The 23,331-nt window shown below is 49.0% G+C and carries 17 protein-coding genes; 7 read left to right on the top strand and 10 right to left on the bottom strand.

The features are described from left to right. Positions 1-196 precede the first annotated feature (196 nt). Positions 197-4,390, bottom strand: a complete 4,194-nt coding sequence (gene fdhF / locus PGW97_RS19185; RefSeq protein ID WP_273860467.1) for a formate dehydrogenase subunit alpha — start codon at positions 4,388-4,390, stop codon at positions 197-199. Between the two features lie 389 nt (positions 4,391-4,779). On the opposite strand from fdhF, the gene PGW97_RS19180 reads away from it, so the two are divergent. Beyond that, complete coding sequence (locus PGW97_RS19180; protein WP_217392909.1) at positions 4,780-5,727, top strand: chemotaxis protein CheV; 948 nt, start codon at positions 4,780-4,782, stop codon at positions 5,725-5,727. A gap of 581 nt (positions 5,728-6,308) precedes the next feature. Here PGW97_RS19180 and PGW97_RS19175 read toward each other — a convergent pair. Next, positions 6,309-6,602 carry a hypothetical protein gene (locus PGW97_RS19175; RefSeq protein ID WP_273860466.1) on the bottom strand — a complete coding sequence of 98 codons (294 nt, stop codon included), beginning with the start codon at positions 6,600-6,602 and terminating at the stop codon, positions 6,309-6,311. Between the two features lie 48 nt (positions 6,603-6,650). Beyond that, on the bottom strand, positions 6,651-7,406 hold the full coding sequence (pdsO, locus tag PGW97_RS19170; RefSeq protein ID WP_273860465.1) for a sortase-associated OmpA-like protein PdsO: 756 nt from the start codon (positions 7,404-7,406) through the stop codon (positions 6,651-6,653). Positions 7,407-7,782: 376 nt separating this feature from the next. On the opposite strand from pdsO, the gene pdsR reads away from it, so the two are divergent. From pdsR to PGW97_RS19155, 3 genes are all read left to right on the top strand, one after another. Then, positions 7,783-8,469: a proteobacterial dedicated sortase system response regulator gene (gene pdsR / locus PGW97_RS19165; protein WP_217392905.1), complete on the top strand. Its 687-nt coding sequence runs from the start codon at positions 7,783-7,785 to the stop codon at positions 8,467-8,469. A 1-nt stretch (position 8,470) separates the two neighbouring features. Further along, complete coding sequence (gene pdsS, locus PGW97_RS19160; RefSeq protein ID WP_273860464.1) at positions 8,471-10,771, top strand: proteobacterial dedicated sortase system histidine kinase; 2,301 nt, start codon at positions 8,471-8,473, stop codon at positions 10,769-10,771. Positions 10,772-11,348: 577 nt separating this feature from the next. Beyond that, positions 11,349-11,990 carry a hypothetical protein gene (locus PGW97_RS19155; protein WP_273860463.1) on the top strand — a complete coding sequence of 214 codons (642 nt, stop codon included), beginning with the start codon at positions 11,349-11,351 and terminating at the stop codon, positions 11,988-11,990. A gap of 4 nt (positions 11,991-11,994) precedes the next feature. On the opposite strand, the gene PGW97_RS19150 is transcribed toward PGW97_RS19155, so the two are convergent. From PGW97_RS19150 to PGW97_RS19140, 3 genes are all read right to left on the bottom strand, one after another. Further along, positions 11,995-12,411, bottom strand: coding sequence for a hypothetical protein (locus PGW97_RS19150; RefSeq protein ID WP_273860462.1), 417 nt, complete (start codon positions 12,409-12,411; stop codon positions 11,995-11,997). A gap of 304 nt (positions 12,412-12,715) precedes the next feature. Continuing rightward, entirely contained in the window at positions 12,716-13,834 is a 1,119-nt protein-coding gene (gene gcvT / locus PGW97_RS19145; RefSeq protein ID WP_273860461.1) for a glycine cleavage system aminomethyltransferase GcvT, read from the bottom strand. 373 nt (positions 13,835-14,207) lie between these two features. Next, positions 14,208-14,843: a helix-turn-helix domain-containing protein gene (locus tag PGW97_RS19140; RefSeq protein ID WP_047884490.1), complete on the bottom strand. Its 636-nt coding sequence runs from the start codon at positions 14,841-14,843 to the stop codon at positions 14,208-14,210. A gap of 579 nt (positions 14,844-15,422) precedes the next feature. Between PGW97_RS19140 and PGW97_RS19135 the strand changes: the two genes are divergently transcribed. The 3 genes from PGW97_RS19135 to gcvP all read left to right on the top strand — a co-directional run bounded on the left by PGW97_RS19135 (position 15,423) and on the right by gcvP (position 20,191). Next, a complete protein-coding gene (locus PGW97_RS19135; protein WP_047884491.1) occupies positions 15,423-16,718 on the top strand; it encodes a serine hydroxymethyltransferase in 1,296 nt (431 codons plus the stop codon). 87 nt (positions 16,719-16,805) lie between these two features. After that, positions 16,806-17,186 (top strand): glycine cleavage system protein GcvH, encoded by a 381-nt coding sequence (gene gcvH / locus PGW97_RS19130; protein WP_047884492.1) that lies wholly within the window; start codon positions 16,806-16,808, stop codon positions 17,184-17,186. A gap of 125 nt (positions 17,187-17,311) precedes the next feature. Continuing rightward, the gene (gcvP, locus tag PGW97_RS19125) at positions 17,312-20,191 is read left to right on the top strand and encodes an aminomethyl-transferring glycine dehydrogenase (RefSeq protein WP_273860460.1); all 2,880 of its coding nucleotides are present in this window, start codon (positions 17,312-17,314) and stop codon (positions 20,189-20,191) included. 262 nt (positions 20,192-20,453) lie between these two features. Here the strand turns inward: gcvP and PGW97_RS19120 are convergent, their stop codons facing one another. The 4 genes from PGW97_RS19120 to PGW97_RS19105 form a co-directional block, all read right to left on the bottom strand. Further along, positions 20,454-20,837, bottom strand: coding sequence for a VOC family protein (locus PGW97_RS19120; protein ID WP_047884494.1), 384 nt, complete (start codon positions 20,835-20,837; stop codon positions 20,454-20,456). Positions 20,838-21,267: 430 nt separating this feature from the next. Then, complete coding sequence (locus PGW97_RS19115; RefSeq protein WP_273860459.1) at positions 21,268-21,642, bottom strand: GreA/GreB family elongation factor; 375 nt, start codon at positions 21,640-21,642, stop codon at positions 21,268-21,270. Positions 21,643-22,360: 718 nt separating this feature from the next. After that, the gene (locus tag PGW97_RS19110; protein WP_273860458.1) at positions 22,361-22,780 is read right to left on the bottom strand and encodes a GNAT family N-acetyltransferase; all 420 of its coding nucleotides are present in this window, start codon (positions 22,778-22,780) and stop codon (positions 22,361-22,363) included. Positions 22,781-22,803: 23 nt separating this feature from the next. Continuing rightward, on the bottom strand, positions 22,804-23,271 hold the full coding sequence (locus tag PGW97_RS19105; protein WP_047884497.1) for an OsmC family protein: 468 nt from the start codon (positions 23,269-23,271) through the stop codon (positions 22,804-22,806). Between the last annotated feature and the right edge of the window lie 60 nt (positions 23,272-23,331).

The raw sequence follows: 23,331 nt of genomic DNA, 5'->3' as shown, positions 1-23,331 counted from the left end.
CTTTCCTCGTCGTGCCAAGACGTTACGGTGTGACAACCTCAAAGCCGTAAACCTTTGCAAAAAAGCCCGGCGTACACATTCACTGGATATACATACGTACGTCGGGCTAATGCGTACATCGGACTTTGGTGTCACTTACCGTTTAACATGACAGATTAAATGCATCAGGCAAATGCTCAGGCACCACACTCGCACACTAACACGCCACGACGTCGGTTTGTGACAGTTTCTCGACCCTGACGGCAGCCACTTTAAATTCCGGGATCTTGGCATGGGGATCGGTTGCTAAAATGGTCAATTTATTTGCCGCAGACTCCGCAAAGTGGAACGGCGTAAACACCACACCGGGCTGCATCCGTTTCGTGACAAATGCTGGGGTTTCAATACTGCCACGACGGGTCACCAGGCGAATCATCTCGCCGTTCGTAATCCCTATCTTCTCAGCATCCACGACTGAAATCATCGCCCGCGGTCCGGCCAGATTATCCAAGCCTTTGGTTTTACGGGTCATTGTACCGGTATGGAATTGTTCCAGCAGACGACCTGTCGTCAGCACCAATGGGAAATCGGCATCCGGCATTTCTGCCGCGTAACGGAACGGCGTCGCCACCATTTCAGCCTTGCCCCGCACAAATGTGTCCTGATGAAGCACTCGGGTACCCGGATGATCTTCATGCGGACATGGCCATTGCAAGCCATCAGGGCCGACACGCTCCCAGGTAATTCCGGCATATTGCGGAGTCAGCTGGTTGATTTCACGAGTAATGTCCGCCACGGAGTGATATTGCCAGTCACTGCCCATGGCATTCGCAATAGACTGAATAATCTGCCAGTCTTCTCTCGCTTCTCCCGGCGCTTTTACAGCCGGTTGGAGCCGTTGAACACGACGTTCAGTGTTGGTGAAATGGCCTGATTTTTCCGCAAAAGCGAAAGAAGGCAGCACGACATCGGCTAACTGAGCGGTTTCAGTCAGGAAAATGTCCTGCACCACCAGAAAATCGAGCGCATGGAGCCCTTGCAGTACATGGTGCTGATCCGGATCACTGAGTACCGGGTTTTCCCCCATCACATACAGACCACGCACCTGCTTCTGGCAGGCTGCATCAATGATTTCCGTCAGTGTTAACCCCGGTTGATCCGGCAAGTCAGAGCAATTCCATGCCTGTGAAAATTTCTGATGAACTTCCGGATTCGTCACTTTCTGATAACCCGGGAAATTGTCCGGCAAAGCTCCCATATCGCAGGCACCCTGCACATTTGACTGCCCTCGCAGCGGGTTAATGCCTCCGCCTTCAACCCCAATATTGCCGCACAGCAGCTGCAGGTTGGCAATGGCCCGCACATTGTCGTGACCTGTTGTGTGCTGGGTAATACCCATGGCGTAATAAACTGCCGTGTGCTTTGCCTGTCCGATCATTTCGGCCAGCCGCATCAGGTCTGCCTGTTTCACACCAGTCACCAGTTCCACTCTCTCCGGCGAATAAGCGTCACGCATCACTTCAGCTTCAAACGCCTCAAAGCCCGTAACACGCTCATGGAGATAGTGTTCACTGTGCCAGCCATTCACAAGAATCTGCTGCATAATACCATTCAGCAGCATCACATCGGTTCCGGGACGCTGTGCCACATACAACTCAGCATGATCGGCAATGTCTACCCGTTTTGGATCGGCCACGACCAGACGCGCAGTGCCCTTGCGAATCGCCTGCTTGATATGTGATGCGATGATCGGGTGCGCCGCACTGGTATCCGATCCAATGATAAAGATCAGATCCGAATGGGCAATACTCGGAATATCATTGGTCATGGCCCCGCTGCCCAGCGATGCCTCCAGCCCAGTCACCGTACTGGCATGACACAGCCGGGCACAATGATCGACATTGTTAGTACCCAGCTCACGCCGGATAAACTTCTGGAACGCAAAGTTATCTTCGTTGGTGGTTTTGGCCGATGAGAATCCCGCCAGGGCATTGCCCCCAAACAAGGTTTTGATTCGGTTGAACTTACTCGCCACCAGCTCAATGGCCTCATCCCAACTGGCAGGCTGCAACTCACCGTTTTGACGAATTAAGGGTTGGGTCAGGCGCTCTTTGCTGTGAATAAAATCAAAACCGAACCGGCCTTTCACACAGAGCATCCCCTGATTAACCGGAGAGTCTTTAGCCCCTTGCACATACCGGATCTGATTTCGGCTTTCATCGACAAACAGAGTCACTTTGCAGCCGACGCCACAATAGGTACAGATGGTTTCTGTCGGCTTTAGCATCTCAATCCGCCCCTGCGATTTATCCCTCGCATCCACCAGCGCTCCGGTCGGACACACCTGCACGCAAGCCCCGCACTGTACGCAGGCCGAATCACCCATGCTGTATCCCTGTTCAAAACCGGGACGGCATTCCGGTCTGCTCGCACCAGAGCCATCCGGGTTGCGGGAAAAACTCAATACACCATGTACCGCCTGCTCGTTACAGGCAGCCACACATTGGCCACAGCTGATACAGCGGTTGGCATCGAACACGATAAACTCTGCGCTATTATCCACGGCGAATTTCTGGCAGTCAGCGGTATCCAGCTCCTCGCGCTGAACCCCGTATTCCGTCGCATAGTCCCGCAACTGGCAGTCGGCATTCGCCTGACACCCACACTCGAGGCAGCGTGCCGCTTCCGCCATTGCATCACTGGTAGAAAAGCCTGTCTCCACTTCGGCAAAGCTCCCCTGCCGCTCATTGGCAGACAACTCCGGCATTACTGCACGCACCGCTTTCTGAATGGCAGCATATTGCGTCAGATCGATGTCTTTTACCCGCGATGCTTTCTTAGCATCAAAAGGGGCGACAGCAGCCGTCACGGACTGCCCTTGCAGGAACCGGTTTATCGCTTCGGCGGCCAGTCGCCCATCAGCGACGGCTTCAATGGCGGTCGCCGGCCCGCGTCGTAAGTCACCGATACTGAAGACGTTCGCTACACCGGTATACAAAGAGCGTGAATCCGCGTCCACGGTTTGCCAACGCGTAACGGGTAATTCAATACCATCCTGTTCCAGAAAACTGAGATCAGGTTGCTGAGAAACAGCGGCGATTACGGTATCAAACGCTTCAGTAACATACTCACCGGTTGGCTCAGGTCGGCGGCGTCCCGATGCATCCGGCTCACCCAACGCCATTTTTTCCAGTTTTACGGCGTTGACCCGACCAGTCTCATCGGCCAGGTTCTCAACCGGGTTTGTCAGAAAGTGGAATTTCACCCCTTCATACTCCGCTTCGACAATCTCATAGTCTTCAGCCGGCATTTCATCCCGGGTACGGCGATAAATCAGCGTGGTGTCGGCACCGGCTCTTATCGCCGTGCGGGCACAGTCAATCGCGGTGTTTCCTCCTCCAATCACTGCCACTTTCTGTCCGGTGGTGTAAGTTTTGTCGGTGACAAAATCTTTAAGGTAATCAACCCCAAGATAGCAACCATCCAAATCACTGCCGGGATAGGTCATTGCCACCGCTTTCGACGCGCCGACCGCAAGACACACTGCGTCATATTGCTCAATCAGTGCTGTCAGCGGCATGTCTTTGCCCAGTGCCGTATTGGTTTGAATCGTCATCCCGTTGCGGCACATCAGTTCAATTTCTTTGTCGAGAATCGCTTTCGGTAAGCGGTATTCCGGAATCCCGTATCGCAGCCATCCGCCGGGCTGCGGCATCGACTCCAACACAGTGACGTTGTAACCTTCATTGCTCAGGTAATAGCCACAGCTCAACCCGCCAGGGCCACTACCAACAATTGCAATACGCTTCCCCTTATCCGCCTTACGTGGTGGAATATATTGCTCCTGCGCTTCCAGATCGCAGTCTGCCGCATGCCGTTTAAGCTGACGAATTGCCACCGGCTCATCAACAATACCCCGGCGGCATTCCGCTTCACAAAACGCCGGGCACACACGGCCAATAGAAAGAGGCATCGGTAGGGTGCGCTTGATAACTTCTACCGCTTTTTGATGATCGTTCTGGGAGATGTGATACAGGTAGGACTGAATATCGACGCCGGCCGGACAAGCCGTCTGACACGGGGCCAGGCAATCGGCATAATGATCAGACAAAATACGTTTCAGTGCCTGCTGGCGTTGTGTGCTCAATGCTTCGCTATGAGTCCGAATCGTCATACCCGGCTCCGGAACAACTTCACAGGCACGAACGGTAGTTATGGTGGACTGAAGAGAAGCCTGATGGTGTTCATGCTGGTACGCGACTTCGACCACGCACAGCCCGCAAGGCACTTTTTCACCGTTTTTGTTTAATCCGCACAGAGATGGAATCTCAATGCCGTTCGCCTGAGCGACCTCAAGAATCGTCTGTCGGTTGTCAGCTGACAGCACTTGTCCGTCTATAGTGACATGCATCTTCATTGCCTCATTCTGTTGGTGTCACCGGGCTTTATTTTGTCTGACGCCATTATTTTTTGGGGGCTCTGGCCGCCTTTATTTATCTGGGAGCTGCTTCTGAAGCGACTGCCCATGCCCGATGCACGGAGTGATAACCAGTCTCCTGTCATGAACACATTCAGCAGGGACACGGAAAATCCTCTTTTTTAGGTATTCGGCTAGATTATCAGCCGCAGAATTTAATTCCTTGATTTGGAACATTCTGAATATTTATTTAGGAAATGAAGGAAGTTGTTGCCTATCAGGCAGTGCACTATTTTGCCTTTAGCGCTAAATCAGCGTGACATTTCTGAAAATCAGCTTATATAATCCACTGATAAATTTAATAATTAGGAGTACCGGGCAGTATGGCAACACTTCTCGATTCTGTCGATCAACGTACCCAGCTTGTGGGGGAAAACCGCCTTGAGCTGTTGATTTTTCGGCTGCATACCGGTCAGCTTTTTGCCATCAATGTATTCAAGGTTAAAGAAGTCGTAAAACTGCCCAAACTGAACATGCTGCCAGGCTCGCACCCTAATATCAGTGGGGTCGCCAACATTCGTGGGGCTTCTATTCCGGTCATCGATTTACGCCGTGCTATCGGGATGTCCGGCGGCAGCGAGGCCAGTGAACGAAATATCATTATTACTGAATATAACCGTACCGTGCAGGCGTTCATGGTGGGGGAAGTCATGAACATCGTTAATTTGACATGGCGCGATATTCAGCCGCCACCCGAGCAGGTTGGCAAGAATAACTATCTGACCGCCATTACCAAAGTTCAGCGTGACGGCATGGATCGGCTGGTCAGCATCATCGACGTCGAGAAAGTACTGGCAGACATCATCAACTACAACGTGCGAATTTCCGATGGTGTACTGGATACTGCGATTCTGAATCATTTTGACGGGCGCAAAGTGCTGATTGTCGATGACTCGTCAACAGCTCGTGCACAGATGCGTGAAACCCTGACCCAGCTGGGGCTGACTGTCATTGAGGCCCATAATGGCCGCAAAGCGTTAGAGCTGCTGAAACGCTGGTGTGATGAAGGCAAAAATGTGACAGATGAGATTCTGATGATGTTCACCGACGCCGAGATGCCAGAAATGGACGGTTATAAACTCACCCATGAGATCCGCGGCGATAGCCGAATGCATACCCTGCATATTGCGCTTAACACATCCCTGAGCGGCAGCTTCAACGAGGCAATGGTGAAAAAAGTCGGTTGCGACCGTTTTATTTCGAAATTCCAGCCTGACCTGCTGGTCGAAGTGGTTCAGGATCGTTTGCGGGACGTTCTCGGCACTTCATAGCCAGCGCCTTCACCGGACTCTCCCCCTGCCAGTGCCACAATACCGCTGCGAAAACTCGCCTTCTGGCGAGTTTTCTCTGTCTGCAACATCACGCCTCCTGTCTTCATGATCTCAGGCCCCCAAAAATCCAGCTTAGAAAAACGCCTGTATTGACTCACGTTAACCCACCTTCGTCAGGCCACTGTGATTGCCAGACTAAACATTCGATACACGACTTGTTGATAATTCAACTGATGAATAACTCTACGAATCAACAATACACCAGACTCAAGTGCAACACGGAGAGTTTAAACAGTGCTTCAATCCAGCGTGATTCATCCCACGTCTGAGCCTTCCAGCACCATGAGTCAGCATCCACTTTTTCAACATATCGTCTCGCAGAGAGTCTTTTCTCAAAGAGCCTCTTCTTAAAGGGCCAGTTCTTAAAGAAGTCATTAGAAAACCTGTTGAAGGTGTCCCTCTGTTCTGAAATCCAGTTTCTGACCAGACGGTGCGTCAATTGCACATGTCCCGATAACCCGTTAGCGAATACCCTTGTCATCCGTTATCCCCGTATTAGCTGTTTGTCTATTCATCCTGCCTTAAAAGCGATAATTGGCTGTTTGCGCTTTCATTGGCGGAATGTGGCGGTCTACATTGTTAGGGTCAGATTCCCAGTCGGCTTCCCGGCTTTGCTCCCAGTCACTTTCCCAGGCATAGAGCACCTGACCATCCGCTAATGTGATACTTGGAGCACCTGACGATTCCGGTCGGGCTTCACCCCAGGTTTCATCCGCTTTGACATTCACCTGTACGGTCAACATCAGAGTGAGGCAAAATGCGAGCACCCAGCAAGGTGCCCCCTCACGGCGTTGTTGGTTTATATATTTTGACATTCTCGAACTCCTGCTTTGTACATCTCGGTCCCGACAGCAATCCTTGCCTTATGGATGCCCTGCGGTTTGTACTGATGCACTGCTGCTACGCAGGGTAACGCGGCGGTCGAAGAAATCGTCTTCAAAGTTCTGCTCTGTTTTCAATGGACTTTGATCACCATACGCGGCCACATCAAATTGCTCATGGTCGACACCACGCTCGATCAAATAATGTTGTACGGCTTCTACCCGGCTCTCTGACAGCGAAAAGTTGCGTTCGCTGCTACCACGGCGGTCGGCAAACCCTTCCAGTACCCATTTCACTTCCGGTGCCTGCTTCATGACTTCCGCCAGTTCATCCAATTGGGCTTTAAACAAAGGTTCAATCTCCGCGGACCCCGTTCGGAAATGGACATTCATCTCCAGTGCCAAATCAACATCCGTTGGTTGAACATTCATCAGTTCAAATTTTTCCTGCTCCAGACGGGCGATTTCAAGCTGTGCCTGATTGTATTTATGGCTGATTCGCTCCAATTCTGTATTGCGGGCCGCAATTTCAGTGATTTCCTCATCCTGAGCCTGAATATGCTGGTCTTGCCCGACGGCTGTGCCGACAATTCCACCGACCATTGCCCCCACAACTGCGCCAATCGGGCCACCGACAATCGCCCCCAGTGCCGCGCCGGAACCCAATCCGACCAATTGTTCCTGCTGACCGACGGTGTAGCTATCATCACCCAACTGAGTATCCGCCATTGCAGACGGCGTGCTGACAGATGCCAATAGTGATGCGGCGATAAGAGTGGTAATTAGCTGCTTTTTCATGATGTATTCCTCTGCTTATTTTTGTGCTTGGTTTTTGTACTTGTTTTCGATGATGGTTATTCGCAGCGACGTTTCCCGGTGCAAGCTTGTTGTTTTCAGCGCTATATCGTCGTATGCCGTATGTTCGCTGAACGGTGGGAATCGCCGTTTCGATGAGGTTATTAAACCAAGCAGTTCTGGCACTGGCAGGGACAAAAAAAGGCAATGTGATGGTCAATTGTGGCAAAAAAATGGCAATTGCCCGAATCCCCGAAAGTGGCCTTTCATCACTTGAGATTTCTTGTATAGTCACTGCATTAACAGTGTTCACAATCGTTTTTCTGCAATGAATCGCTTGGTGTTGTGACGCAGTATTGGATTGGCAGGAATACAACCTATGAAAAAAATTGTCATTGTCGAAGATGAAACCGCGATTCGCGAAAACTACATGGACGTGCTGAAAAAACATGGTTATGACGTCAGAGGCTACGAGAATCGTCCTGATGCACAGGCTGCATTTGAACAACAGCTGCCCGATTTAGCCATTATTGATATCGGCTTGCAGGATGAAATTGATGGCGGCTTTACCTTGTGTCAGTCACTTCGTGCTATGTCGCCGACCGTTCCGATTATTTTCCTGACCGCCAGAGACAGTGATTTTGATACCGTCTGCGGTTTACGTATGGGGGCCGATGATTATCTGACCAAAGACATCAGCCTGCCACACCTGATGGCGCGTATCGCAGCACTGTTTCGACGCAGCGAGCTGATGGCCACCCCGACCGTACAGGACACCTTGCTAGAGCGAGGGCCCCTCACCATCGACAAAAACAAGATGCAGGTTTTCTGGCAGCAACAGCTGATTGAACTGACAGTCACAGAGTTCTGGATGGTTTATGCGCTGGCAAAACGCCCGGGCCATGTCAAAAGCCGTCATGATCTGATGGACGAAGCTCGAGTAGTGGTCGACGACAGTACAATCACCTCTCACATCAAACGGATACGCAAGAAATTTATGCTGATCGATAACGATTTCGACTGTATTAACACCGTCTACGGTATGGGTTACCGTTGGGGAGCCTGATGTGAAAAAGTTTCGGTTGAATATGCCCTTCGTCAATGCAACGCCGCCACACGGTTCAGGGCTAAAAACCTCTCTGTTGAAACGCTTTCGGTTACTCATATCATCGTTAAAAGCGTGGCAGTTTAAGCCGGCATTTGGTCTGCGTACAAAAGTGATTCTTATCGCCAGTTTGCTGCTAGCTTTACCCTGGTTAGGCTACAACTATGTGCTGGAAATGGAAAAGCTGCTTCGTCAGGGGCAGGAGCAGACACTGATTGGTACGACCCGAGCTGTGGCGACCGCACTGAATGAGCGGCCTAACCTGTTTAACGAACAGACGAGCGCCTTGCAGTCGGTTCAAAAAGGCAGGGATCTCTACGCGTATGCGTTGACTTCTCCTGTTACGCTCGATGGCGTTCTGGACGATTGGACAGACGGCACCGATAAACTGCTGTCTTATGGCCGGGATGATGTACAGTTCAGCCGCGGTATTTATAACGCAAATAGCATCCGGTTCCGCCATGGAATTGGCCGGCATGGGGATTATCTTTATGCCGCGTTTGAAGTATCAGATCGACGCCCGGTTTTGCGCCGCCCGGATTCTGTTCGGATTGATCGCAATGATCACCTGATCGTCGCCATGACAACTCCGACGGGCGAACTACAACGTTTTGCGGTGACGGCTCTCACCGAAGGAAAAGCTGAAATCTGGTCGCTTCAGGGCGAAATCAGTAATGCCGAGGCGGTGATTCCAACAGAGGAAATCAGTGGTTACTGGCGTCAGACCGATAATGGCTACAACATCGAACTGCGCCTGCCTTTAGCCATGCTGGGCAACAAACTCGGCTTTGCCTTTTATGATGTGAACAATAGCCAGAACCGCGAAGTGGAAACCATTATCGGTACATCCAATACCAATCACCTAAACCGATTGGGGACCGTCCTCGTACCTTCACCGGATATCGAAAACATCCTGAAAGGTATGGGGCATACCAGTACCCGACTTTGGGTTATTGACCGCCACCAGCGGGTATTGGCCAAATCCGGCAATATTCAGGAATCCAACGGTGTATGGTCTACCTCGGTCAAATATGGCAACAACGACAACTCCTGGTGGTCAGCGTTTGAAGAAAAATGGCTGCACCCAATTTATTACCGTTACCTGCTCAATGAGCCGCAGGCGTTTGACGATCAGATTAAAGATTCGGCCCAGTTACAGGGAGTGCATATCTACCAGGCTCTGCAAGGACGCGGCTATTCACAATGGCGGCGTTCCGAAGACGGGAAAGCGATGATTCTTGCTGCGGCCTACCCTATCTGGCTCAGTGACAACGTCATGGGCGCGGTAGTGGCAGAAGAATCTACCGTCGGCATTCAGACCCTCAAAAACCGTGCACTGGAAAAACTGCTGAACGCAATGCTGGCCGTGATACTGATAGGTACCGTGACCTTGCTGTTATTTGCCTCTAAAATATCGGGCAGAATCCGTCGCCTTCGTGACGAAGCAGAACAAGCAATAGATAACCAGGGGCGGATCTGCCAGCCTATTACCCCTTCTGCAAACACCGATGAAATTGGTGACCTCAGCCGTAGTTTGGCGGCAATGGTCAACCGGTTAGGTCAATACAATCACTATCTGGAAAATTTATCATCGCGTTTATCGCATGAACTGAGAACACCGGTGGCAGTGGTTCGCTCGTCGATTGAAAACCTGTCGTTGCAAAATCAGGATGAAGACAGTCAACGTTATATTGCCCGTGCTCAGGAGGGTGTCCAGCGCCTGAGTACCATTCTTTCGAGCATGACAGAGGCAACCCGCATTGAACAAAGCCTGCAAGGTGCCGAGAAAGAAGTCTTCCCGTTCAATGAACTGGTGTCGGGATGTATGCAAGGCTATCAAATGGCGTATCCTGAACAGGCATTTTCAGTGCGTGTTGATGACGTTTTGATGATTGATGGCGCACCAGATTATCTGGCGCAATTGCTGGATAAGCTTATCGCTAATGCGGTTGATTTCAGCCAAAATGATCAGCCAATTAGGGTAACTTTGACCCGTCATGGCACGCAGGTCAGGCTGGTTGTCAGCAACAAAGGCCCGTTACTGCCCAAAGGCATGGAAACCCAGTTGTGTAATTCAATGGTGTCGATCCGGACACAGGATAAACAGGACAAACCCCATCTCGGACTGGGGCTGTTCATTGCAGGGCTGATCACCAATTTTCATGATGGCCAAATTGTACTGCAAAATAAGGTGTCGCTTAATGGCGTTGACGTTGTGGTCACCCTGCCGCTCTGTGATCACCACCGCTCAGACGTTGACTGACAAGCCCGTCAACACTTCCTCCCCGGCCACTGCTGCCTCAGTCACGTCGCCGGGAGAGATAACTCTCATCACAGCGCGAACAAACAGCCGTCTAGGCAACGCGAAATCATAAACAAAAAAGCACCGCTAGGTGCTTTATGAAGATGCAATGACGGCGGAAAATAACCCTACCGCAGCTGCGATCGCTACTAGTGCTAGCGCTATTTCAAATATTAACTCTCGCATATCATTTCGCTCTCGGTCCACACGCTTGTCACCTGAATTACTTTCGGTCAATACCGCTACCTGTTGTGCTTTAACCTCAATAAACAACGAAATGGTAGCAGCATAAAATGGAATAGATCTGACCGGGAAATTTCATCATACATTTCTCGGCTAGATATAACCTGAACAATTTCGGCTCCGCCAGTTATAAATCCGCGGCTTCGATCATGTCCACATAACCTGAATAATCCTATGAAATAAAAAGATTTAATTGATGAACAGATCGCATTATTTTTCACCACCAATTGTGCTCACGTTCTTTCCCTTATAAATGTTCAGAGTTTGGTACAGGTGCGATTCAGGAATAATGGCGATGAAATGGCTGACAAGATTAAATGCAATCTGCTGTTTATTTTTTTCCGTCTCATTAATGAGTCAACCTTTACCCATTAATCAATTTAATGCCCTGCAAGTGTTATCACACTTCAATGTCAGTACCATTGAACTCCCCGTTTATATTGAGCGTAATGAAGCAAACCTCTATGGACAGGATGCCAACCACAATTCACTGAGAGATGATTTCGAACAATATATCCTGGAGCATTATCAACAACCTGAACATGTAGCGATGGCCATACTGGCTGCCCAGACCTGGAAACGGTTACTGGAAGTAACAGCATCACAGCAAAGCGGAAGCTTCACCCGATTGAAATTAATTTCAGAAATTCAGGCCATTAAGCAATGTTTTCGTCAACTGGAAACCCATCAGCCGGAGTTTCATTCCGCGTCGTTTGCTTATTTCAATACCCCGCAACGCGCCGATGCCAGAAAACAAGCCGAGCAGCACCTGTCCAGCTGGCGCCAGCAATACCGGCAGGTGAAATTAATCGAAGATTCTCAACCACCCTGCCAGGTATTTAAACGGCTCATGAAGCAATTTTTGCCCGCAACGCAAGAAACTCTACACCTGGCCGTAGACAGTGTAATTGAGCCAACGCCTCACCTCACGCAATAAATTGTCAGCGATTGTCCGGCTGAGACATTTCATCATTCTGACTGCGGTTCTTTTCACTCAATGAAGTATTGCCGTCCGATGAAATACGCTTGTTTTGAGAAGCTTGGGAGGGTGACGGTGAAGACATCTGTGTAGATATACCCGTTACGGACTGAGAAACCTCAACATGCGCCATGAGATCCTGTTCTTTTTTCTCAATGGCTTGAAACTGCGCATCGCACACACTGCGTGTCACTTTGTCTTCGCCGTAAGTGCTCATACAGCGATCCATATATTCTTCATAGGTCATGAGCAGCGGTTCAGCGATCACCACACCAGTGCTAAGGCATAACGCAGAGCATAAAGCAGAGTATCGCCCGGTGTTCGGCCATCGGAAGGGCACATACGCGGTCAAAGAATGGAAATTCAGGTGCAGGCTCATACTCATCACCTCTCAAAACAGGGTTCGGCTTTGCACATGACGCCTGAGACGTCACGATATTGAAGCCTGTCTGTTAAGAAAAGCTGATTTCTCCCTCTTATGCCAACCTGAATCTGAGACAAAAAAGAGCCTGCTTAATGCAGGCTCTTTTACGGTCTCTGGCTAACAGAACGCTCATCTTGACGTAGAAATACGTGTTTGAGGAAGCGCTTGACGGTCATGCCCATCCCCATAGGTTACTGGCAGTCAGTGGCTGCAGACCCACGTTCCACAAGCAACTCGGCAGTCAGCCAGAATAAAGGCATTAACCACGGTGGTAGTTTTGTGGCACAAATGGCATTTTTTCTACAACCATCGCCAGCTTCTTACCACGAACTTCGGCAAACACTTCGGTACCTAGTGCAGCCAGATCAGACTGAACATAGCCCATTGCCACAGGTGCCCCTTTAGTTGGGCCGAATGTACCACTGGTAACAATACCGATTTCGTTATCATTGGCATCGAACAGTTTGCTGCCTTCACGAACAGGCGCTTTGCTCAGGCCAATAAGACCAACGCGTTTACGGGCAACATCTTTCGTCGCAATTTGCTCAAGAATAATATCCGCGCCAGGGAAACCACCGGCACGCTCACCGTCTGCACGGCGTGGTTTGCTGATACCCCACAGCAGGCTGGCTTCAACCGGCGTTGTAGTTGTATCGATGTCGTGACCGTACAGGCACAGACCACATTCCAGACGCAAAGAATCACGCGCGCCCAGACCAATCCATTCCACTTCTTCATAGCCCAGCAGTTCACGAGCCAGCGCTTCAGACTTATCAGCAGGCACGGAGATTTCGTAACCGTCTTCACCGGTGTAACCAGAACGGCTGATCAAACACTCCACGCCCATCAGATCAATCGTGATCGCATCCATAAAGATCATATCTTTAACGGCAGGGTTTAGACGAGCAAGAACTTCAGCAGCTTTCGGGCCTTGTAAAGCCAGTAACGCACGATCTTCGATCAGCTCTAGGGTCACATCTTCCGGCAGGTTCGCTTTCAGGTGCGCGATGTCCTGCTCTTTACAGGCCGCGTTAACCACAACAAACAGGTGATCGCCAAAGTTAGTGACCATCAGATCGTCAAGAATCCCGCCCTGCTCGTTCGTGAAAAAGGCATAACGCTGCTTACCAGTCGGCAGATCGATAATATCGACAGGTACCAGTGCTTCGAGAGCTTTGGCCGCATTTTCACCGTGTAAACGCAATTGGCCCATGTGAGAAACATCGAAAAGACCGGCAGATTCACGGCAGTGGATATGTTCTTTACGCACACCCAGCGCGTATTGCACTGGCATATCGTAACCTGCGAAAGGAACCATTTTCGCGCCCATTTCGATGTGTAGTGCGTGCAGAGGTGTTACCTGTAACTCTTGAGACATACTTTTATACTCCATACACCGCTGATATCGCGGCGATCTTCCTTATCAGATGTTTCAACTGTGTTAACTATAGTTTCTTATAGTAAACAAAGTTTCCAACCTTTCAAACCGTGCTTCATCACAGTTTGAGTGAATTCCATCAGCAGGGATTTTTACCCTGTCGTAACAAAAACACGTTCGTGACCGGTTTGCCTCAAATCACGTCATTCACGCAAACATTAACAAACCAACCATTTTATTAACCCAATTTGCACCCGTGATCCGCTCCTGGTCAGCGGACAATATACAAACGACACAATGTACGCATTCACATACATGACTTGAAAACAGGCTGCGGTTAACAGCTGTGCTAACAGTCAATCAATCGGAAAAATTAAGACGCCGTCACCCATAAAATATGGGCGTCCTCTTCACTGACCGAAACCAGCATATGACCCATATTGGCGTCGTAGTAAACCGAGTCCCCTTCTGCCAGATTGACCGGTTCATAAAATTCCGAAAAAAACGTAATCTCACCACCCAGCACCAGCAGGAACTCTTCACCGTCATGACGAATCCAACCAGAATAATCCTCAAATGCCCGAGCCCGTACCCGTGACTTAAAAGGCATCATCTTTTTATTCGTCAGCTGTGTAGCCAGGAGTTCATGTTCATAGGTCGTCGTCGGATGCGGCTTTCCTTGTTCGTTACGGGTAATGTCGCGACGCCCTGTTGCGGTAATTTGCTTAGGAGGAGCAAAAAGCTGAGGAATATCAATGTCTAAACCAGTTGCCAGCTTTTGCATCGCCTGGAAGGTCGGTGATATTTGTTCATTTTCAATCTTTGACAGCGTTGAGCGAGCTAGACCTGTACGCTTACTGGCCTCTTCCAGTGTCAAACCCAGTGTCATGCGAATTTCTTTTAATCGCTTGCCTAACTGTAACGGCTCAATATGTTCCGTTTTGTCTGATTCCTGCTCTTTGACTACTGTCATGGACGGGTATACATCCACCCGTTGTTCCTCGTTCATACCATCCTTCCTTGGTTACTGCAGTCATTTCATTCTGGCATAGCCAATCGGAAACTCAAAAGCCGTCGCAGGGTAAAAATATGACCTGTGCGGCATTATTGAGAATTTGTTTCCTAAAGGAAACCTGACCATTTTTTGTCGCATTTTCCTTGCCTGAAATAGCATACAACCGCAAAGCCACTCCCTGAGCAAACCACTTCCAAATTCGGACTACATTTGTATAAATCACTTGCTATGCAAGGGGTAAGCAACATTTGTAACGTTTTAAAAACACCCTGACCAGCACACAATATTGTGAAAAAGTTAGCGCTATTGTAGAAATTCAGGTGACAAAAGGCAAACGTTTGCGTAAGATTGCCGCCATTAAAGTACATCGTATTCCACTATTGGAAATTTTTGTTTAATCGGCTATCTATAATGAAGTATGTTACGCAGTTGTAAGATCTCGGGGCCACACTCAACCGATACGGTCTACCCGGTACAGGCAACCCGCGGCAAACATTATCCATAACGAACAACACGCTTTGGCTCGGAACAAGGAACCTCCCTTACAAGAGCGCGATTAGAGGATAACGTGAAATGAAAGCTTCATATCAAAACCACGATTTAGAGATGTTTTTCTCCACCAACCTGGCACAGGTTGATGGTGCCGTGAATGCCGGGATTGCCGCAGAGCTTGACCGTCAGAACCAGCAAATCGAGCTGATTGCTTCTGAGAACATCGTCTCTAAAGCGGTAATGCAAGCCCAGGGTAGCTGCCTGACTAACAAATATGCAGAAGGCTATGCCGGACGCCGTTACTACGGTGGTTGTGAGCACGTTGACGAAGTCGAGCGCATCGCGATTGCCCGCGCCAAACAACTTTTCCAATGCGAATACGTAAACGTACAGCCACACTCAGGCGCACAGGCAAACGGCGCAGTAATGCTGGCACTGCTGCAGCCGGGTGACACGATTCTGGGTATGTCACTGGATGCTGGTGGCCACCTGACTCACGGTGCACGCCCTGCACTTTCCGGTAAGTGGTTTAACGCTGTTCAGTACGGTGTGGATAAAGATACCTGCGAAATCAACTATGAACAGGTTCGAGAGCTGGCACTGGAAAGCCAGCCTAAGCTGATTATTGCCGGTGGTTCAGCCATTCCTCGTCAAATCGACTTTGCTAAGTTCCGTGCGATTGCAGATGAAGTCGGTGCTTACCTGATGGTCGACATGGCACACATTGCCGGTTTAATTGCAGCAGGTGAACACCCAAGTCCGATTCCCCATGCTCACGTCGTAACTACGACGACACACAAGACACTGCGTGGTCCGCGTGGCGGGATGATTCTGACGAATCACGAAGAAATTAATAAGAAAATCAACTCTGCGGTTTTCCCTGGCCTGCAAGGCGGTCCGTTGATGCATGTCATCGCGGGTAAGGCCGTTGCACTGGGTGAAGCGCTAGAGCCGGAATTCAAGCTTTATATCAAGAATGTGATCAGCAACGCGAAAGTCTTGGCCGAAGTGCTGCAAGCTCGCGGGTGCGATATCGTGACCGGCGGTACAGACACGCACCTGATGCTGGTAGACCTGCGTCCTAAAGGTCTAAAAGGCAATCAGGTTGAAGAAGCGCTGGAGCGCGCCGGTATCACTTGTAACAAGAACGGAATCCCGTTTGATCCTGAAAAACCGATGGTGACATCAGGTATCCGCTTGGGTACGCCTGCGGGTACAAGCCGTGGCTTTGGTCAGGATGAGTTCAAACAAATCGGTGAATGGATCGGTGATGTTCTGGACGGTCTGGCAGCAAACCCGGAAGACAACAGTGCGGTAGAGCAGCAAGTGAAGCAACAGGTACAGAAACTGTGCAGCCGCTTCCCGCTTTACCACTAAGTATAAAGAAACGGAATAACAACACCGGCTGGCTACCGGCCGGGAAAACTAACAATATCTGCGGAAAGATTGCGCAAGGAGTTATACATGGAAAATACACTGAAGTTCACTGAAAGCCACGAGTGGGTACGCGACAACGGTGACGGCACTATCACTATGGGTATCTCTGACCACGCTCAAGGTCTACTTGGTGATGTTGTATTTGTTGATCTGCCAGAAGTTGGTGACACAACGGAAGCCGGCGAATCTTTCTCACTGGTTGAGTCTGTAAAAGCGGCGTCTGACATCTATGCACCGGTTTCAGGTGAAATCGTTGAAATCAACGAAAACCTGGAAGACAGCCCAGAGCTGGTTAACGAAGAACCTTATGAAGGCGGCTGGATTGCTAAAATCAAGATCTCTGACGTTGCAGAGCTTGAAAAACTGATCGACGGTGAAAAATACCTAGCCACTATCGACGAAGATTAATTGAGTCACCGGCTTTTAGGCTTAGCCTGAAAGCCGGTCTTCCATCTACACAACTCAATTTTTCGATGACCCGTCTGATGCATGATGCTCACAAGCATCAGATAGTAACTGTTCAGGAAAGAACCATGACCGACATGACTCTTCTAAATGCACTGAGTGACGACAAGGAATTTGTAGCTCGTCACAATGGCCCGGATTCAGCACAACAAAAACACATGCTGGAAACCATTGGCGTCGCTAGTCTCGAGCAGCTGATTGCTGAAACTGTACCGGCTGCTATTCGTCTGCCAGAGCCAATGAAGCTAGACGCTCCACTGAGCGAAGCAGATTTGCTGTCATCGCTGAAAGCTATTGCCAGCAAAAATATCATCAATCGCAGTTATATCGGTCAGGGTTACTACAACACCTACACCCCTAACGTAATCCTGCGCAACGTGCTGGAAAATCCAGGCTGGTATACCGCTTACACACCATACCAACCTGAGATCTCACAAGGTCGTCTGGAATCACTGCTGAACTACCAGCAGATGGTGATGGATCTGACGGGCATGGAACTGGCCAACGCTTCCCTGCTTGATGAAGCAACCGCAGCGGCAGAAGCCATGACCCTGTGTCAGCGCGCCAGCAAGAACAAGTGCAAAGCGTTCTTCGTTTCTAACGATCTGCATCCGCAAACTGTTGATGTTGTTCGTACCCGTGCCGGTTACATCGGCATTGAAATCATTTCCGGCAGCATTGACGAGCTGGATAACCACGATGTCTTTGGTGCACTGGTTCAATACCCAGGCACAACAGGTAACATCGTTGACCTGACAGAAATCATCGAAAAAGCGCACGCGAAGAAAACACTGGTTGCTGTTGCTTCCGACCTGCTGGCACTGACCCTGCTGAAATCGCCGGGCGAAATGGGTGCAGACGTTGTCATCGGTTCTGCCCAGCGCTTTGGTGTACCAATGGGCTTTGGTGGTCCACACGCTGGTTTCATGGCAACTAAAGATGCTCACAAACGTACAATGCCAGGCCGCGTTATCGGTGTCTCTAAAGATGCGCGTGATAACCAGGCACTGCGTATGGCAATGCAGACGCGTGAACAGCACATCCGTCGCGAAAAAGCGACCTCTAACATTTGTACTGCGCAGGCACTGCTGGCCAACATGGCTGCTTTCTATGCGCTGTACCACGGTCCGGAAGGGCTGCGTAAGATCAGCCGCCGTGTCCACCACCTGACAGCAATTCTGGCTGCGGGTCTGCGTAATACCGGTATCGAACTGGCAAACGACACCTTCTTCGATACTCTGACTCTGAACACTGGCAAGAAAACAAACGAATTCTACAAGAAAGCGTTGGATGCGGGCATCAACCTGCGTAAGTACGATACGCAACTGGGTATCAGCCTGGATGAAACAACCAAAGTTGAGCACGTTGAGGAACTGCTGGCTCTGTTTGGTGGTGACAACCTGAAAGCATCCATGTTCACAGCTGATATCGCGAGCGATGAGTTTGCCGCGATTCCTGAAAGCTGTCGCCGCAGCAGCGCATACCTGACGCACACTGTGTTCAACAAGTACCACAGTGAAACGCGCATGATGCGTTACATGAAGAAGCTGGAAAACAAAGACTACTCACTGACCCACGGTATGATCCCACTGGGCAGCTGCACCATGAAACTGAACGCGGCCGCTGAGATGATTCCAATTACCTGGCCTGAGTTTGGTGCGCTTCACCCGTTTGCTCCTGCAGAGCAAACCAAAGGCTACGCAGAATTGACCGACAAGCTGTCTGAAATGCTGTGTTCAGTGACTGGCTACGATGCATTCTCACTGCAGCCTAACTCTGGTGCGCAGGGTGAATATGCCGGTCTGGTTGCGATTCAGCGCTACCACGAAGCGAACGGCGAAGGCCACCGCAACGTCTGTCTGATCCCAAGCTCAGCGCACGGTACTAACCCTGCTTCTGCTGCCATGGTATCAATGAAGGTCGTTGTTGTTGGTTGTGATGCAAACGGCAACATCGACGTTGAAGATCTGAAAGCGAAGATTGAGAAGCACCGTGATAACCTGTCGTGCATCATGATCACCTACCCTTCCACTCACGGTGTCTACGAAGAGACCGTACAGGAAGTCTGTGAACTGGTACACGCAGCTGGCGGTCAGGTTTACCTGGACGGCGCGAACATGAACGCACAGGTTGGTCTGACTAACCCAGGTTTCATCGGCTCTGACGTTTCTCACCTGAACCTGCACAAAACGTTCTGTATCCCACACGGTGGCGGCGGTCCGGGCATGGGTCCAATTGGTGTGAAATCTCACCTGGCACCATTCCTGCCTGGCCACGTTGAGAAATCAGAAAGCGACAAGCCTCAGTACGCGGTTTCTGCTGCAAACTTTGGTTCAGCGTCGATTCTGCCAATTTCTTATGCTTACATCGCGATGATGGGCGAAGAAGGTCTGTCGAAAGCAACAAGCCTGGCAATCCTGAACGCGAACTACGTGATGGAACGTCTGCGCCCACACTACCCAGTACTCTACCGCGGTACTCACGGTCGTATTGCGCACGAGTGTATTATTGACATCCGTCCAATCAAAGAAGCGTCAGGTATCTCTGAAGAAGATGTTGCCAAGCGCCTGATGGACTACGGTTTCCACGCGCCAACCATGTCATTCCCGGTTGCCGGCACCCTGATGATTGAGCCGACTGAATCGGAAGACCTGACTGAGCTGGATCGTTTCTGTGATGCCATGATCGCAATCCGTCACGAAATTGCCCGTGTTCAGGATGGTGAGTGGGATCTGAAAGATAACCCACTGGTTAATGCACCTCACACTCAGGCTGACATTATGGATCCAGAGTGGAACCGCAGCTACAGCCGCGAACTGGGTTGCTACCCATCAGCACACACGAAAGAGTCGAAGTACTGGCCAACCGTTAACCGTGTTGACAACGTGTACGGCGACCGTAATCTGGTGTGTTCTTGCCCAAGCATCGAGAACTACATCGAAGATTAATCGATACTTTTTCTGATATACCAGAAAAACATAAAGGCGAACCTCAGGGTTCGCCTTTTTACTTTCTTCGACAGCAAATTCTTAGACGGCCTGGCGTCAACATGCAGAATTCGGGTTCAAAAAAGCGAACCGTGAGATTCGCTTGATCAATGCCTTTACTACCCCAACGGGTTAACACGTGGTCACTATAAGGGTTGATACCAGCTTCTAATGCCTACATGTTGCCACTTATTGAAGGTTTAACGCTGTTGTCTACCGAGGTTCAGGCCTGAACACGGTACATGGCACAAAGCTTATTACCGTCCGGATCACGGAGGTAAGCCAGATAAATTGCGCCAAATGGGGTATCACGCACGCCTGGTGGCTCTTCAATAGACATGCCGCCATTCTCGACACCGGCAGCATGCCAGTTGTCTACAGCTTCCTGCGTCTTGGCATAGAAACCAATGGTGCTACCATTCGCTGACGTTGCTGGCTGGCCATCAATCGGGCGAGTAATGGCAAAGAAACCTTTGTCATTCGAATACACATAACGCTCATCGCCGACACTGACTCCTGAACGGTAGCCCAATGCGCCAAAAATAGCGTCGTAAAAGTGCTTTGATTTTTCCAGGTCATTGCTACCAACAAAAACGTGGCTGAACATGACGCTCTCCTGTTTCACTAGATTAATAATATTTTCACCTTATTACAGTTCTTACATGCTTAACACTTGCTTAATAAGGCTGTCTTTAAGACGGGTGAATAATAACGCTAAATCAGTGAAAAGTTTATGATCGTCTTATCAATATATCATTTTCAACACAGCTATCATTTCCGCGTTGTTCAGTGCTTAACCGTTCATTACGGAATAAATAATAAAAAGCCAGTATGAAATCATACTGGCTATGTGATGAAAATACGTATTTATAATTACTTTTTACGGCTTTTACGTTGTTTTTCGACAGTGTTTTCAGCGGCTTTCTCCTGTTTTGCTTTACGTTTCTCTTTTAAACTTAACTGCGGTTTTTTCAAATCTTTTTTACTCATTTTAACTCCTTACCAAAATGGTCTTGTTAAAAAGCTTATACAAGTTCTTAAATGGTTTTTTTCGGCATGACGGTAGTAACTTCAAACCGATGCACTCTGCCCCACACATAGATCTCAAACTGATCGCTTTGCGAAAGCCCGAGTAACATTCCTCCTAAGTACGAATACGCTGATATCAAACCATGTTCCGGTTCACTGTGTTGTGATGAAACCAGGATGACATGAGAGTATTCGTTAGTGACTAAGTTTAAAAAACTGATTCTGTCACCAACCGCGATTTTTCTCCGGCAAGGTGACAGCTTATTTTTTTCATGTTTTTCCAGAAGATTTTGTAAAAACAGAGGGGACTGATAAGTCACCACATCACTGGTTAAAATAAAACGTTGCAATAATGCAGCAACAAGCTGAATTATTTTAAGCACTATTTCCTCTTAATTATCCATAAACTACTATTTAGTACCTTACGAAAATATCAACTTTATTTTTATCTGCTATAAATCGTATTTAATGCTTTGACTCTATCAAATAAAAAATATAAATCAACCAGAGATAAACCTCATTAAGTAGCAAGGACTTTAAATAAACACAAAGCAGCATTAACAACCATTAAAATAAATAATTGTGAGATTAAAGTTCAATATCATTAACACATTTAGACGAAAAAACGATTGTAACTAATTGCTTCATAATATTCCAAATGTACTAAAATAGTATTCGCCCAATAGATTTTATATTCAAAATTCATCATAAAATCAGATAAACACTAGTAAAACATCAATTATAAAAATTAATATTAAGATATCGGTGAAATTAATGAATTTTATTTTCAACGGATGTTGGTTCACAAAAAAGCATCTCTGACAACTAAACATCATGCGTCAAAAACTGTGTAGTCATAGATAAAAAGAAAATTCGTCCCTTCTTAATCAACAAAGACTGCGGGGAAAAGAATGGCATAAAATGGCAAAAAGTAAGCGTGCATGAGATAAATGAGTGTAGAAATAGTTTAAAGAGTCAGAAAAACAGGAAGTGGTGGCACTCCCGGTTTATTTTGTCGCAGCCAACGGATACGAACCAAACAGATCAGCACTGACACTAAGCTCTTTTATACGCAAAAGTACCGGTGCGAGAAGATGGCTATCAGGTGTGAGGAGACTGAGGTAAAAATTTTTTGGTCATTCCCTCGCTTCGGGGAGCGGTCAACCGATACCCTAGTTTTTCATAGAATGAGGGTTCGTCAGCAATCATCGAAACATACGAGCCTTCCAGCACTGTGCGCTGTAAATAACGGTCGATATGATGCATTACTTGTTTGCCAAGCCCCTGCCCCTGATATGCAGGGTCAACCGCGACATCGACAATTTCAAAATTGCATGCGCCGCCCCCAACGACACGCCCCATTCCTACCAGTTTGGTGTTATCACGAATACACACCATGTACAGTGAGTTGGGTAGCCCAATTTTTGCCGCTTCCAGGGATTTGGCTGACAGCCCGGCTGTCACCCTAAGCGCCACGTATTCTTCCGCTGCCGAAAGTGTTTCTGTAATTTCAAGATTCATGTTTCCGCCGGATCAACCTTGGTTCAAACCAAAATTTCTGTTGTCACTTCCGTTTTCACGGAATTAGCAATAAAGCAGTTTTCGTGTGAAATATGATGGAGTTTTTCCAGTTGCTCAACCGTTGGCTGACGTTCCCCGGAAAATGTGATTTTGGGTCGTAAAGTCACTTTCGAGACAAAGGTCCGACCGTTTTCATCATCTTCCATGATACCAACAGCATTATCGACATAAGACTCGACCACATAATTCCGCTTGGCAGCAATTGATAAGAACACCAGCATATGGCAGCTTGATAATGCGGCCACCAGCGCTTCTTCGGGATCCACATTGGCTTCCACAGAGTAAGGTAGCGGTACAACATGGGGGGAGGATGACGCAGGCACAGTGACACCGCCATCAAACGACCAGGTATGGCCGCGACTGTATTTATTGTCGCTGAAGGCTTCATCCTTGCCGCGTGTCCATTTCACTTCCGCCGTATATTCTGCCATCCTGGCTCTCCGTTAATGCGTTGATTGTTCGTTTATCCTGAAATACCGAGCAGAGACACG

The organism is Photobacterium sp. GSS17 (genome assembly GCF_028621875.1).
GTDB classification, from domain to species: domain Bacteria; phylum Pseudomonadota; class Gammaproteobacteria; order Enterobacterales; family Vibrionaceae; genus Photobacterium; species Photobacterium ganghwense.
The sequence above is the reverse complement of the archived record's forward strand: the minus strand, read 5'-3'. Positions and strand labels throughout refer to the sequence as shown.